The organism is Bacillus cereus group sp. Bc061 (assembly GCF_027715825.1).
Lineage (GTDB): Bacteria > Bacillota > Bacilli > Bacillales > Bacillaceae_G > Bacillus_A > Bacillus_A paranthracis.
In genome coordinates this window covers 1-14,740 of the sequence record NZ_JAQFTZ010000008.1, presented here as the reverse complement: position 1 = coordinate 14,740, position 14,740 = coordinate 1, and the positions used below count along the sequence as shown (strand labels likewise).

Genomic DNA, 14,740 nt, shown 5'->3' with positions numbered 1-14,740 from the left:
TTCGTTATGAGGTCATTCTCACTTTCTTTCCTGTTGTTGTCCACTTACCGCGGCAAGGGCTATACACGAGTTCATTAAACTGCAACACATTTAGATCACGTTGTATCGTTCGCGGTGTGATCCCGAACTCATCTACAAGGTCTTTCGTCGTTACCGTTCCGTTTTCATTGATGTACATATAAATTGATTTAATGCGTGTTAGCATACGAGTAGTTGTAGGTTTCAAGAGAAAACCACTCCTCTACTAGTTTTTTTGACCCCATTCAGGAAAGAAGGTCGTTACTACCATTGTACTCTACATGATAAAATTCATGCTTTAATCTACTTAAATTTTACAGAAATTTAACAAATATTCATATAGAAAAATATTGGTAGTTGACATTGTATATATGGTCAGTCAACTAACACATAAAATTCTACGTAAAACGCCAAATTCCTGCAAATTTTTTTGAAAAAATAAAAGAAAAACTAATAAGAAATATCTGAAATATTACAATTGTTCGGTATTTGGTTTTCGTATATGGCATAAGAGATTTCGGTTTGTTATGATGAAAGAAACAATATAGTGAAGGATGGATGCGTGATGTCAGCAATTAATTGGACAGAAGAAGTTGCAAAACGAAAAGATGATTTAATTCGTGATACACAACAATTTTTACAAATTAAAAGTGTATGGGAAGAAGAATCGGCGAAAGAGGGCGCACCATTCGGTGAAGGTGTAGAAAAAGCTTTATCTTTCATGTTACATAAAGGAGAAACGGAAGGCTTTACTTCTAAAAATTTAGAAGGGTATGCAGGTCATCTTGAAATGGGACAAGGAGAAGAATTAGTAGGTATTCTTTGTCACGTTGATGTTGTACCAGAAGGAGATGGCTGGACGACTCCTGCATATAGTGCAGATATTCGCGATGGAAAGATTTTTGCACGTGGTGCAATTGACGATAAAGGCCCAACGATGGCAGCTTACTATGCGATGAAAATTGTGAAAGAATTAGGTTTACCTCTTTCAAAACGTGTTCGTATGATTTTAGGAACAGATGAGGAAAGCAATTGGAAATGTGTAGATCACTACTTTAAAAACGAAGAAATGCCAACAATCGGTTTTGCGCCAGACGCGGACTTTCCAATTATTAATGCAGAAAAAGGAATTTCTGATATACAAGTTGTGCAAAATGGTAGTGAAGAGAAGAAAGGTACATATGAACTTGTTTCATTTGAGTCAGGTCGCCGTTTAAATATGGTTCCTGATTTTGCAGAAGCGGTTGTTACAGGAGAGGATGTAAGTGCACTTACAGTAGCATATGAAGAGTATTTACAAACTGCTAAAAAAATAGGTGAAGCAATTGTAGAAGGTAATACAGTAACGTTGCAAATTAAAGGGGTTTCAGCTCACGGATCTACTCCTGAAAAAGGAGAAAATGCAGGTTTATTACTGGCAAACTTCTTAACGAAAGTTGCTCTTGATGGAAAAGGGGAATCGTTTGCGACATTTGTAGCAGCAACATTTATTGGTGATATTTATGGTGAAAAGGCTACTATCGCTTATAAAGATGAGGTTAGTGGTCCGTTAACAGTGAATGTTGGTCGCCTTTCTTATACGAAAGAAAATGGTGGCAATTTAGGATTAAACGTACGTTACCCAGTTACGACTAACTTTGAAGAAATGATTGCAAAGTTAAAAGAATATGTGGGTACTCATGGATTTGAAGTAGCTGATTATTCAAACTCTCGTCCGCATCACGTTGATAAAGACCACGTATTAATTCGTACGTTGCAGCGCGTATATGAAGAACAAACAGGTGAAAAAGCAGAACTATTAGCAATTGGCGGTGGTACTTACGCTCGTTCGTTAAAAGCTGGTGTTGCATTTGGCCCATTGTTCCCTGGAAAAGAAGAACTTGCGCATCAAAAAGATGAGTATATTGAAATTGAAGACTTATTAAAAGCAACAGCAATTTACGCGCAAGCAATTTATGAATTAGCGAAGTAATGGATATATAAATAATAAAAGACCGTCCCGATACATTCTTTGGGACGGTTTTCTATTACGTGTCGTTTGTTGGTAAGCAGATGTTCCTTGTCGAAATGTCGATATCATTTCATCTATTAACGCGACCTGAACTTGGTTAGACTTGTAGGGAAGTTGGATTCTTTTTAATGGAATGAGATAAGAAAGAAAAGCAACAATAGAAAGAAGGAGAAGATGTACATGGAACTGCATTATTTTGTCGCGATTACGTTACCAAATCATATAAAAGAAATGCTGTCTAACTATAAAGAGGAAATGCAAGAGGAATTACCATTTCGTTCATGGGTACATAAAGAAGACTATCATGTTACCCTTTCGTTTTTAGGTAGTGCGACAGAGGAACAATTAGAAGGAATAAAGAATGGATTACAAACACTTATACAAATGAAAGAACTATCGTTCACATTACAAGGATTTTCAACGTTTGGTATGGAAGACAGGCCGCGTATTTTTTGGGCAAAGGTAAGAGGAAATCAAGATTTGTTTCAATTGCAAAAGCGAGTACATGTTATGTGTGAAGAGAATGGATTTTCTTTAGAAACGCGCCCATATCATCCGCATATTACTGTTGCACGTAAATGGGTAGGAGAAGAAAAGTTTAATTTAGAACATATAAAGGAAGTGCCTGAAATATCATTTCAAGCGGATACGATTACTTTATACGAATCTCACGTAAAGGAGACACCGAAATATAAAGCAATTGCTGAAATAAAATTACAAAAATAGAATGTATGAAAACGTTTTTTATACAGGTGAATATACTATAAAGAATAATGTGTTACTGTATAGGGCTTCGCTGATAAGAAAAGCCTTATCATTTGCAGCTCGTTTCATTTTAACTTTAAGAATGATGGTGATTTTTTTATGTTGAAAGTAAAACGTCCATTTGATGCCTATTTAGATGAAATGAATAAAATTACAATTTTGCTCCCACATGCATATGGAACAAGTCGGACATTTCGTTTGCAAGAAGGAAGTAACGTGAAAGATTTACCGATTGCTCATACAATTGCGCTTCCGGATGCAACGAAGTATGAGTGCTTTATAGAAGAGCCGCTAGATGTGGGGAAGTATTATACAGTACGAGATGAACGGAATGAAGAAACAGATTTACAAATAGGTGCTGTCATAAGAACAGCGATTTTCGATGAAAAGTATTATTACGAAGGTACAGATTTAGGGGCAGTACACCAAAAGGAAGCAACTACATTTAAAGTATGGGCTCCAACTGCGAGGCTTGCGAAAGTAAGAATTTATAAAAGTGATAAAGAATATACCGATCACGAAATGCACAGAGAAGAAAATGGGGTATGGGCTCATACATTACAAGGCGATTTAGCCGGAGAAAAGTATACATTTCTTGTTTGTATAAATTTAATATGGAACGAAGCTGTGGATCCTTATGCAAAATCAGTGACTGTAAATGGGAAGTACGGCGTTGTTATTGATTTGGAAAAGACGAATGTAACAAAGCGAGGGCAATTACCACCTTTACAAGCAATGACAGATGCCATATTGTATGAACTGCATATTCGTGATGCTACTATTCATCCGAATAGTGGAGTGAGTAAAAAAGGAACATATAAAGGGCTAATGGAAGAAGGAACAACAGGACAAAATGGGACGTTAACAGGTTTGTCTCATATAAAAGATTTAGGTGTTACACATGTTGAACTATTACCTTTATATTGTTTCGGTGGTGTAGATGAGGCAAACCCTTCCTCTGCGTATAATTGGGGTTACAATCCATTATATTACAACGCACCAACGGGATTTTATGCTACAAATCCTTCTGACCCGTATAACAGGATCGTAGAGTGTAAACAGCTGATTGAAACATTTCATGAGCATGGCATTAGGGTGATTATAGATGTTGTATATAATCATGTGTATGAAAGAGAGCTATCGTCATTTGAAAAGCTTGTTCCAGGATATTATTTTCGTCATGGTGAAAATGGTATGCCTTCTAATGGGACGGGAGTCGGAAATGATATAGCATCTGAACGGAAAATGATGAGGAAATTCATTGTAGAGTCTATTTTATATTGGCTTACAGAGTACAATGTTGATGGATTTCGGTTCGACTTAATGGGAATTTTAGATGTTGATACAATAAATATAATAGAAAAAGAAGTGCGAAACATAAAGCGAGATGCACTGCTATTAGGAGAAGGATGGGATCTACAAACACCACTTCCTCTAGAGGAAAAAGCAACGTTAAATAACGCAAAGAAAATGCCGCATATTGCGCAATTTAATGATCAATTTCGTGATGGGATAAAAGGGAGTACCTTTCATATAAATAAACGTGGTTTTGCATTTGGTGGGTATGTAGACTGTAATCATTTGCAGTATATTGCATCAGGAAGCCTTTTGAGTATGAAAGAAACAGGTTTGTTTCTAGAGCCTGTGCAAAGCATTAACTATGTAGAATGTCATGACAATATGACGATGTGGGATAAACTAATGCGCAGTAATGAAGAGTCGGAAGAGATTTTGAAAAAACGTCACGTGCTAGCAACTGCAATGGTGATTCTGTCGCAAGGCATCCCTTTCTTACATGCTGGGCAAGAGTTTTATCGTACGAAGCAAGGAAATGAAAATAGTTATAATGCAAATGATGAAATTAATCAATTAGATTGGGATCAAAAAGAGAAAGAAATAGAGACCGTTAACTATATAAAAGGTTTAATTGCGATTCGTAAAGAGCACGGAGCATTCCGGTTACAAAATGCAGACCTAATAAAAAAGTATATGACTTTTTTGCAAACATCTCCAGAAGTACTTGCATATCATTTAGAAAATGTAGAGTCGTTTGGACCGTGGAAAGAAATTGTCGTTTTATTTAATAGCAGTTTAGAAGCGAAAACGGTGCAACTGCCGAAAGAAGAAACGTGGCATGTGCTAGTAAACGAAAAGCAAGCGAAAATAGAGCCAATTTCTTCATTTAGAGGAAAGGAACTTAGGCTCGCTCCGATTAGCACGTATATATTGACGATAATGTGACAAATCGCTACTTGACGATGAGAATGTAATAAATGTAGAATTGACAAAGGTGACGATTTTGATAAGTTGTCATTCTATGGCTGGTTTTGTAAAATAAAATAGAGAATTTTTGGCTTATGCCAAGTTTTCTTTTCATTTACAGTAAAATATATATGAATCCACAACATGTGTAGAAATGTTGCGGTTTTTCTTTTCATAACTATAAAAGATAAGGATTTGTTAACGGGTAATGAATATGGAATGGTTGGAACAATTATTAGGAAAAGAGTGGAGTCTTGTACCGGCTGGTGGAGTAACGGGCGATGCATATATTGCGCAAAACGGACAACAGAAGTTATTTTTAAAGCGGAATACATCGCCCTTTTTAGCGGTATTGTCAGCAGAAGGAATTGTTCCAAAATTACTTTGGACAAGAAGGGTAACGAACGGTGATGTAATTTCTGCTCAAAAATGGCTTCCGGGACAGAAGTTAGAGCCAGAGGATATGAAACTAGAACGTGTTGCGAAACTTTTGAAGAAAATACACTCCTCTAAAGCACTTGTGCAGATGATTCAGAGACTTGGGAAGCAGCCGCTTCACGCACAAGAGTTATTACAACAACTGCAACTTGTTTTAAGAGGAGATATAAGGGATGAGGAAACAATTCAGCAAGGTCTTCAATATTTAATGGATTCATTAAAAGATATTGAATACAATGAATTCGTTGTATGCCATTGTGATGTAAACCATAACAATTGGCTATTGTCGGATGAAGATGAGTTGTTTTTAATTGATTGGGATGGAGCTGTAATTGCTGACCCAGCTCTAGACCTCGGTATGTTATTATATTGGTACATTCCGCGCCAAGAATGGAGTGAGTGGCTCGGTTACTATGATATTGAAATGGATGAATCGCTGCTTAAACGTATGAGATGGTATGTGATAGCACAAACGATTTTGTCTATTCAATGGCATACAACAAAAAAACAGCAAGCAGAAGCTGAATATTGGCATCAATATTTACAGCAACTACTTGCTTCAGAGTAATACTTAAGAAAAATTGTCCATTCCAGCAATCCACTGAGTAAGTTGTTCTTGATTATTGGAAATGTGGTTGTCCAAATTAGAGGAAGATTTACCCGATTGACTATAAGAATATACATCGTTTAGCATTGCTTTAGCGTCACTACTTATATTATCGTTTGCGAGTAACGATTGAATGAGACGCTCTAATTGCTCGCATTCAGAAACTGTCCCGCAACAATCACTTTGGTGATTGACTAAAATATCTTTCAGCACTTCTAATTGATGTTGTTGATTAATTGGCATGAACGGATCATCCTTTCGATTGTTTTTCTCTTCTTAGAAAAGTAAGAGAAAAAGCTGTTTCGTCATGGAATGTTTAATGCTGTATGTAGTTTTTATCAAAATGGTACATCTTATACTTGAAAGAAACGGACCGAGTGCTCGTACGTACTTGGTTTTTTGTTTGGTAGATTGATTAAAAACAGAAAGAAGGAATTATTCCTTTAAAATAGCTATGTAAAGAGAGGGAAACATCTATGCGTTTAAGACATAAACCATATGCAATGGATCGAATTAATGAGTATTCACATATCGTAATCGGAAACCCAGAGGAGCGCGCTGGTAACTGGAAAGAAGTATTTGGAAATGAGCAACCCATTCACATCGAAGTAGGTACAGGTCGTGGCCGCTTTATGTATGATATGGCAAAAGCCAATCCACATATTAATTATATTGGAATTGAAAAATTCACAAGTGTTGTTGTAGACGCACTTGATAAATTAATTGAAGAAGAATTACCGAACTTAAAGTTAATTAATAAAGATGCTGAAGATTTAACAGTTTTCTTTGCAAAAGGTGAGATCGATCGCGTGTATTTAAACTTCTCAGATCCATGGCCAAAGAAACGTCATACGAAGCGTCGTTTAACGTACAAAACGTTTTTACGCAATTATGAAGAAGTGTTAGTAGAAGGCGGAGAAATTCATTTCAAAACAGATAACCAAGGTTTATTTGAATATTCTCTTATGAGTATGGCGGAGTATGGTATGTTACTAACTTACTTAAGCTTAGATCTTCATAACAGCGACTTTGAAGGTAACATTATGACTGAGTACGAAGAGAAATTCTCTAGTAAAGGTCATCGCATTTACCGAGTAGAAGCAAAATATCGTACAGAGCCTATGCAGTAATGCATAGGTTTTTTTGTGTCTAAAATAATCAGAATTTTATGTTAGTATTAAAAGAAAAGGGGGATGAAAAATGGAACAGTTACAAGTTGGAGATATAAAAGTGACGTGGCTAAAAGGTGGGAACACACATTTAGACGGAGGAGCAATGTTTGGCGTTGTGCCGAAAGTACTTTGGTCACGTAAATATAAACATAATGATACAAATCATATTTATTTACGAACAGATCCGTTACTTTTACAAACGAAAGATGGCAACATGCTCATTGATTCTGGTATAGGAAATGGTAAATTGAATGAAAAGATGAAGCGGAATCAAGGTGTAACGGAAGAGTCGTCAGTTGAGAATTCTTTAGAAAAGATGGGACTAAAGCCTGAAGATATTCATTACGTTTTAATGACGCACCTTCACTTTGATCATGCATCTGGTTTAACGAAATGGGAAGGTGATCAACTTGTACCAACTTTTCCAAATGCAAAAGTTTACGTAAGTGAAACAGAGTGGAATGAAATGAGAAATCCAAATATTAGATCCCGTAATACATATTGGAAGGAAAATTGGGAGCCAATTGTAGACCAAGTTATTACGTTTCAGCAAGAAATAGAAATTACGGATGAAATAAAAATGGCGCATACGGGCGGCCATAGTGACGGACACGCAGTGATCGCTTTAGAAAGCAAAGGGGAAACGATGCTGCATTTAGCAGACCTATTGCCGACGCACGCCCATCAAAATGTATTATGGGTCATGGCTTATGATGATTATCCGATGACATCGATTGAAAATAAGCAAAAGTGGATGAAGTATGGTGCTGAAAACGATGCTTGGTTCACTTTTTATCATGACGCGTATTATCGCGCAGTAAAGTGGAATGAGGAAGGTCATATCGTAGAAAAAATAGAACGGAAAACGGGTATAGAAGCATAAAAATGGGAGGGTGTTCCAGCAGTCTGTTGGAGCAGTCTCCTTTTTGTTGTCGTTTTTTGTCGGTAAGTCGATATATTTCAAAAAACGCCGATATAATTTGAGTTACGGTCGATATATTTCAAAAATCGCTGATATATTTGGAGTTGCAGCCGATATATTCGAAAAAACGCCGATATAATTTCAAGCACTATCTGCAATTAAAAAATAAGAGGTTCACCTAATGGGAACCCTCCTTTTTATGCTGCTATAACCTCTAAAACAGTACCTGTTTTAGCATCAACTAAAAATTCAAATCGTTCTTGTATATCATTTAACATCGTTGTAAGACCGCCGCGATACACTTCATACGCGACATCATATTTTTCAAATGTCTCTGGAACCATATGTACCCAAGAGCCAGTAATTTCACCTTTATGACTTAATGCTTGTTTTACCATTTTCAATGCTTTTTCTGAAGAAATATGGGATTGTTCTTGTACTTTGTTTGCAACGAAATAACCAGCTGCGAACCCAACGCCAAGACCTGCTACTAAACCTTTCCAGCTCATATATTCACCTCAATTCTATAAAATAAAAATAGTGTACCGATAATAATTATAAAGCAAATACAGCTAAAAAAGAAGAAACTAGAAACATTTCGAAAATTTCGTTACAATAAAAGAGGTATTCTACTAAGGTTTGAAAGAAGGGGACTTCGTGAATAAAGAGACATTACAATTATTTCGCACGTTAACAGAATTACAAGGTGCATCAGGTTTCGAACATGATGTACGCCGTTTTATGAAGCAAGAATTAAGCAAATATGCAGATGAAATTGTACAAGACGGTTTAGGTAGTGTATTTGGTCTGAAAAAAGGGGACGAAACTGGCCCGCGTGTTCTTGTAGCAGGTCATATGGATGAAGTAGGTTTTATGGTTACGCAAATTACGAAAAACGGAATGCTTCGTTTTCAACCTTTAGGCGGCTGGTGGAGCCAAGTACTATTAGCTCAGCGCGTTCAAGTTATGACGAAGAATGGCCCTGTTATTGGGGTTGTTGGTTCTATTCCTCCTCATTTATTAAGTGACGCGCAACGTGCAAAACCGATGGATATAAAAAATATGTTAATTGATATAGGCGCAGATAGCTATGAAGATGCGATTGAAATTGGTGTAAAACCAGGACAACAAATCGTGCCAATCTGCCCGTTTACGCCGATGGCAAACGAAAAGAAAATTATGGCGAAAGCTTGGGACAACCGTTATGGATGTGGCCTTGCAATCGAATTACTAAAAGAATTAAAAGACGAAACATTACCAAACACATTGTACTCTGGTGCGACTGTACAAGAAGAAGTTGGTCTTCGCGGTGCTCAAACTGCTGCAAATATGATTCAACCAGATATTTTCTATGCGCTTGATGCAAGTCCAGCTAACGATGCATCTGGTGACAAAACACAGTTCGGTCAATTAGGAAAAGGTGCTCTTCTTCGTATTTATGACCGTACGATGGTAACGCATAGAGGAATGCGCGAATTCATTTTAGATACAGCAGAAACACACAACATTCCGTACCAATACTTTATTTCACAAGGTGGTACAGATGCGGGCCGTGTACATACAAGTAACTCAGGTATCCCATCAGCAGTGATTGGTGTTTGCGCACGCTACATTCATACACATGCTTCTATTTTACATGTTGATGACTATGCAGCAGCGAAAGAACTAATTACGAAGCTTGTAAGAGCAACAGATAAAACGACGTTAGAGACAATTAAGAATAACGCGTAGAGAAGAAGGGCGAAAAACCCTTCTTTTTTTAGATTGAATAGATGCTCGAGCGATATATGGTAGCGGTCAGTGCTTAATTGATTCTCGTACGGGGATTAAAACCCCGGGTAGGAAGTGAGAGTAAGGTTGCTTTTGAGTTCGAGGTCCGCAATGTTGTGAGAAAAACTCTTCTTTTTCAGAGTGAAGAGACAAACAAGCGATGTGTGGTGGCCGTGCTCCCGTGTATAAAGAACAATTTGATTAAGGGAAAATGATAAATTTTTATAGAGGTGAATGAAATGAAAGTAGTAGTTGGATCGAAGAATAAAACGAAGGTTGGAGCTGTGGAGAAGGTTTGGAAAGATGCCGAAATTACATCTCTTTCTGTTCCTTCAGGAGTAGCAGCACAACCGTTTTCAGATGAAGAGACGATGCAAGGAGCGATCAATAGAGCGAAGCGAGCGCTAGAGGAAGGGGAAGCTCAAATTGGCATTGGACTAGAAGGCGGCGTGATGAAAACGGAGTACGGTTTATTTATGTGTAATTGGGGCGCACTAGCAACAAGTGATGGTAAAACATTCGTTGCCGGCGGGGCGCGTATTACGTTACCGGATGATTTTTTAGCACCTCTTGAAGAGGGCAAGGAGTTAAGTGAAGTGATGGAAGAGTTTGTACAGAGAAAAGATATTCGTAGTCATGAAGGTGCTATCGGTATTTTTACGGATGATTATGTGGACCGTACGGAATTATTTGTACACGTTGTTAAGTTACTTGTTGGGCAATATAAGTATGATGAAAAGCAAGCATAAACCTTGCACCGTGCGCGATGTATGGTAGTATAAAGGAAAGATTATAACATGAAAAAATGCACTCGTTAGAGGAGGAAATATAGATGAAATCATTAGAAAGCATGGAGCAATTCCAAGAGTTAAAAAATGAAGAGAATGTAATCTTTATGTTCTCAGCAGAATGGTGTCCAGACTGCCGCTTCGTAGATCCATTTATGCCAGAAGTAGAAGAGAAATATAGTGATTTCTCATTTTACTACGTAGATCGTGATGAGTTTATTGATCTATGCGTAAAATTAGACGTATTTGGCATTCCGAGCTTTGTAGCGTACAATAAAGGTGAAGAAACAGGTCGCTATGTAAACAAAGATCGTAAAACACAAGAACAAATCGAAGAGTTCATTGAAGGTTTAAAATAAGGCAATTTGCCAATTGAATTGTAAAACAACCTCTACCTTCGCGGGGGAGGTTATTTTTTTGGAAGGGAGGAAAAAGAGATGAAGATGACAAGTAAAAAGATGAAAGACGAGTTAATGAAGAGATTATCTCGCCCGGAATGGGACTTTCAGTATGATAGTGAGAAAGAAGTTCTACGTATAGAACAGAAAGACTCAAAAAAAGGTATTAACGTATCGCTTCCAGGAGTTGTAGCAAAATGGGAAGTGAATAAAGAAAAGGCGATTGAAGAGGTTGCCTACTACGTACAAGAAGCGTTAATTGCGATGCATAAGGAAGAAAATAGCGCGGCGAAAATTTTACCTGTTATTCGCTCTACTTCTTTCCCGAAACAAGCAGAAGAAGGAAATCCGTTTATTATGACGGATCATACGGCGGAAACACGTATTTACTATGCGCTAGATTCGAATAAAACATATCGTCTTATTGATGAGCGTTTATTACAAAAATTAGGGCTTACAGAGCAACAAGTGCGTGAAATGGCATTATTCAACGCTCGCTCATTAGGTTATGAATTTAAACAAGACACAGTGGCAGGTAATACATTCTACTTTTTAAACACAAATGATGGGTATGATGCCACTCGTATTTTAAACGAATCATTACTACAATCGATGCGTGAAAAGATTTCTGGTGACATGGTTGTTGCTGTTCCTCACCAAGATGTATTAATTATTGCTGATATCGTCAACGAAATCGGTTATGATATTATTGCACAAATGACAATGAAATTTTTTGCCGAAGGGCATGTTCCGATTACATCACTTTCATTCGTATATGAAGATGGGGACTTTGAACCAATCTTCATTTTAGCGAAGAATCGGAAGAAGACAGATGGAAAAGAGAAAGGATGAACGAAGTGAACGTTTTTTACAACCTTGAAGGAATTGGTGACACTCTAATTGTTGCCTTACAAGATATTACTTTAGAGAACCGTACTTTTGATCGCAAAGGAGATGTTGCACGCGTATATGACCGTGAAAGCAACGAAACAGCAGGATTCAACATCTTTAATGCATCTTCTTACTTAGAAGTAAAAGAAACAGGTAACCTTACATTAACGAAAGAACTTGTAGAAAAAATTAACGAAATTTTAGCGAAGAACGGCTTTGAAGAAACAGTAGAAGCAGATCTTTCTCCGAAATTTGTTGTAGGCTATGTAGCTGAAAAAGAGAAACACCCAAATGCCGATAAGCTAAACATCTGTAAAGTAGAAATCGGTACAGAAACATTACAAATCGTATGTGGCGCACCAAACGTTGATGCAGGACAAAAAGTTGTCGTTGCAAAAATCGGCGCTGTAATGCCAAGCGGTATGTTAATCAAGCCAGCTGAGCTTCGCGGAGTTCCTTCTGCTGGAATGATTTGTTCAGCACGTGAATTAGAGCTTCCAGATGCTCCACAAGAAAAAGGTATTCTTGTATTAGAAGATAGCTTTGAAGTTGGACAAGAGTTTAAATTTTAATTGATATAAGAAAAGAGAGGTTGTCCTTTTGGGCAGCCTCTCTTTTCTTTATTTTCATTTTGCGCCGGGTAATCTATGTTTTCTATTGAATCGTTGATATATTGCGAGTTGTGACAGATATATTCAAAAAATCGTTCATATTATAAGAATGTCACCTTTTTTCTTTGAATCTATATTGTATTTTATAAACAAACTAGTTAAAATTTAGAAAAAGAAGGGGATAGACGTATGAAACAACAACCAAAAATCGCAGAACTTCTGAAACGAATTGAAACTTCAAAACAGCAAGATATCGAGTTAGGTACTTATGAGATATATTTGTTTAGTGAAAATGAATTAGAAAAAGGACAAATTGGTTATCGATATGATAAACATAAAAATTCATTACTAAGTAAAGAACACGGAAAATGGAAAGATGAATGGATTGTTATTGGATATGAAACAGATATGGGAGACCCAGTTTTCGTGAATATCGATGATGATGCGTATCCAGTGTATACGGCAGAGCGTGGTACAGAATTGTGGCAACCCGTTCATATTGGAAATATAGATGAGATTATAAAACAATTATAAAAAACTTTGAGACCGGTGCAAAGTGTAACGGATAGTGTAGATGAGTATCGGAAGAGTAAAGCTTGAACGCATTCTTACATGTAAGAATGCGTTTTTCTATATGAAAACACTCGTAAATTAGAATATTATGGATAAATATGACATGCTTAATTTTACCTGCACTTTTTGCCGAATGCTGATACAATAAAGGATGTTACTATTTAGTAGAAAGAGTGGTAAGCATGTTAGATTGGATGAAAAAGCTGTTTAACAAAGAGGAAGAACAAACAGCGATGAATAAAGAAGTACAAAAGCAAGTTGAAAGTCAGCCGAAAATTCCTCGTGTAAACCACTACACTGAAGCAAGAGAAGCACAAATGGCAAGTAGGAATGCAGGTAAATGCCGTTTTCCATTAGTACCGGATAATGGGTTCGATGAAGAGGATGTTATAGAAACAGGGCGTTTTGAAGAACAACCTGTTCAAGCTGTAACATATGAGAATCAGCCTATTCAAAGAGGAATCAAAGTGGAAAGAAGCAGACGACAGTATGTGGAGAAGGTAGTTTCTACATATGAAGAGCCGGAAATACAATATGAACCGGAGCGAGAGCCTGTCGTAAAGAAAGCATCTACACCAGCGCAAGAAAGTAACCGTAGACCATTTCGTCCAACAGAAATGATTTCGCCAATTTACGGATATAACCGTCCTTCAGTAGAGAAAAAGGAAGAAAAGCAGGAGGAAGTAAAGGAAAGAGAAGACCTTGAAATATCTGTAGAGGGCAAATCAGTCGTTGATGCATGGTTAGAGAAAAAAGGATATACATTATCTGATTTCTCAGAAGGACAAGCACCGACTTCTTCTAGTCATAGAGCTGCTAACGAGCAAGGAGAGCAACAATATGAAGAGAGTAAAAAGGAAGAAAAGTCAGTTGTTGATCAATGGCTAGAGAAAAACGGTTATGAAATCGAACGCCAAGAGCCTATAGTGGAAGAAAAAGAAGTGGTTCAAGAAATGAGTGCACCGCAGGAAGTTCCAGCGGCTGAATTACTTCATGAAACAATTGCTGAGCGCATGGAAGATGCGAAGCAAGAAAGTGATGTAGTGGACAAAAACATTCTACAAGAGGAATTAGTAGATTCTAAAGTAGAGCACGAGGATACAATATTATCAGAAGAAATTAAACGTAGTACAGAAATAGAACAACCTACTATTGAAGTAGAAAAACAAGCACCAGAAGAATCAGTGATTGTCAAAGCAGAAGAAAAACTTGAAGAAACAATTGTTGTAGAAATACCAGAAGAAGTGGAAGTAATTGCGGAAACAGAAGAGTCAGAAGAAGTAGAAGTAATTGCAGAAACAAAAGAGTCAGAAGAAGTGGAAGTAATTGCAGAAACAGAAGAGTCAGAAGAAGTAGAAGTAATTGCAGAAACAGAAGAGTCAGAAAAAGTAGAAGTAATTGCGGAAGCAGAAGAGTCAGAAGAAGTGGAAGTAATTGCAGAAGCAGAAGAGTCAGAAGAAGTGGAAGTAATTGCAGAAGCAGAAGAGTCAGAAGAAGTGGAAGTAATTGCAGAA

At 37.2% G+C, this 14,740-nt stretch carries 15 protein-coding genes and 1 pseudogene; 13 read left to right on the top strand and 3 right to left on the bottom strand.

From position 1 onward, the window contains the following. Positions 1 to 4 precede the first annotated feature (4 nt). Complete coding sequence (locus tag PDQ40_RS21065; protein WP_000805512.1) at positions 5 to 226, bottom strand: DeoR family transcriptional regulator; 222 nt, start codon at positions 224 to 226, stop codon at positions 5 to 7. Positions 227 to 583: 357 nt separating this feature from the next. Between PDQ40_RS21065 and pepV the strand changes: the two genes are divergently transcribed. The 4 genes from pepV (at position 584) to PDQ40_RS21045 (ending at position 6,062) form a co-directional block, all read left to right on the top strand. Further along, positions 584 to 1,990, top strand: a complete 1,407-nt coding sequence (pepV, locus tag PDQ40_RS21060; protein ID WP_001274276.1) for a dipeptidase PepV — start codon at positions 584 to 586, stop codon at positions 1,988 to 1,990. 219 nt (positions 1,991 to 2,209) lie between these two features. Beyond that, positions 2,210 to 2,755, top strand: a complete 546-nt coding sequence (thpR, locus tag PDQ40_RS21055; RefSeq protein ID WP_000418993.1) for an RNA 2',3'-cyclic phosphodiesterase — start codon at positions 2,210 to 2,212, stop codon at positions 2,753 to 2,755. A 138-nt stretch (positions 2,756 to 2,893) separates the two neighbouring features. After that, positions 2,894 to 5,035 carry a type I pullulanase gene (gene pulA / locus PDQ40_RS21050; protein ID WP_270691619.1) on the top strand — a complete coding sequence of 714 codons (2,142 nt, stop codon included), beginning with the start codon at positions 2,894 to 2,896 and terminating at the stop codon, positions 5,033 to 5,035. Between the two features lie 229 nt (positions 5,036 to 5,264). Then, positions 5,265 to 6,062: a phosphotransferase family protein gene (locus PDQ40_RS21045; RefSeq protein WP_001055736.1), complete on the top strand. Its 798-nt coding sequence runs from the start codon at positions 5,265 to 5,267 to the stop codon at positions 6,060 to 6,062. Between the two features lie 3 nt (positions 6,063 to 6,065). Here PDQ40_RS21045 and PDQ40_RS21040 read toward each other — a convergent pair whose 3' ends face one another. Next, positions 6,066 to 6,344 carry a YtzH-like family protein gene (locus PDQ40_RS21040; protein ID WP_001122234.1) on the bottom strand — a complete coding sequence of 93 codons (279 nt, stop codon included), beginning with the start codon at positions 6,342 to 6,344 and terminating at the stop codon, positions 6,066 to 6,068. A 233-nt stretch (positions 6,345 to 6,577) separates the two neighbouring features. On the opposite strand from PDQ40_RS21040, the gene trmB reads away from it, so the two are divergent. Together trmB and PDQ40_RS21030 are read left to right on the top strand one after the other, a co-directional pair. After that, a complete protein-coding gene (gene trmB, locus PDQ40_RS21035; protein ID WP_001239380.1) occupies positions 6,578 to 7,231 on the top strand; it encodes a tRNA (guanosine(46)-N7)-methyltransferase TrmB in 654 nt (217 codons plus the stop codon). 70 nt (positions 7,232 to 7,301) lie between these two features. Next, a complete protein-coding gene (locus tag PDQ40_RS21030; protein WP_270691618.1) occupies positions 7,302 to 8,156 on the top strand; it encodes a YtnP family quorum-quenching lactonase in 855 nt (284 codons plus the stop codon). Between the two features lie 236 nt (positions 8,157 to 8,392). On the opposite strand, the gene PDQ40_RS21025 is transcribed toward PDQ40_RS21030, so the two are convergent. Continuing rightward, on the bottom strand, positions 8,393 to 8,704 hold the full coding sequence (locus tag PDQ40_RS21025) for a PepSY domain-containing protein (RefSeq protein WP_000118540.1): 312 nt from the start codon (positions 8,702 to 8,704) through the stop codon (positions 8,393 to 8,395). A 148-nt stretch (positions 8,705 to 8,852) separates the two neighbouring features. Between PDQ40_RS21025 and PDQ40_RS21020 the strand changes: the two genes are divergently transcribed. From PDQ40_RS21020 to PDQ40_RS20990, 7 genes and pseudogenes are all read left to right on the top strand, one after another. Continuing rightward, positions 8,853 to 9,926, top strand: a complete 1,074-nt coding sequence (locus PDQ40_RS21020; protein ID WP_001031510.1) for a M42 family metallopeptidase — start codon at positions 8,853 to 8,855, stop codon at positions 9,924 to 9,926. A gap of 278 nt (positions 9,927 to 10,204) precedes the next feature. Then, positions 10,205 to 10,714 (top strand): DUF84 family protein, encoded by a 510-nt coding sequence (locus tag PDQ40_RS21015; RefSeq protein ID WP_000869929.1) that lies wholly within the window; start codon positions 10,205 to 10,207, stop codon positions 10,712 to 10,714. A gap of 83 nt (positions 10,715 to 10,797) precedes the next feature. Beyond that, positions 10,798 to 11,112 (top strand): thioredoxin family protein, encoded by a 315-nt coding sequence (locus PDQ40_RS21010; protein ID WP_000838188.1) that lies wholly within the window; start codon positions 10,798 to 10,800, stop codon positions 11,110 to 11,112. A gap of 78 nt (positions 11,113 to 11,190) precedes the next feature. Further along, the gene (locus tag PDQ40_RS21005; RefSeq protein ID WP_000784613.1) at positions 11,191 to 12,003 is read left to right on the top strand and encodes a DUF1444 domain-containing protein; all 813 of its coding nucleotides are present in this window, start codon (positions 11,191 to 11,193) and stop codon (positions 12,001 to 12,003) included. Further along, positions 12,000 to 12,614: a YtpR family tRNA-binding protein gene (gene ytpR, locus PDQ40_RS21000; protein ID WP_001006759.1), complete on the top strand. Its 615-nt coding sequence runs from the start codon at positions 12,000 to 12,002 to the stop codon at positions 12,612 to 12,614. The genes PDQ40_RS21005 and ytpR overlap by 4 nt, the downstream gene beginning before the upstream one ends. Before the next feature lie 228 nt (positions 12,615 to 12,842). Further along, complete coding sequence (locus PDQ40_RS20995; RefSeq protein WP_000813335.1) at positions 12,843 to 13,187, top strand: hypothetical protein; 345 nt, start codon at positions 12,843 to 12,845, stop codon at positions 13,185 to 13,187. A gap of 221 nt (positions 13,188 to 13,408) precedes the next feature. Next, positions 13,409 to 14,740 (top strand): annotated as a pseudogene (locus PDQ40_RS20990) (DNA translocase FtsK); the annotation flags it as partial.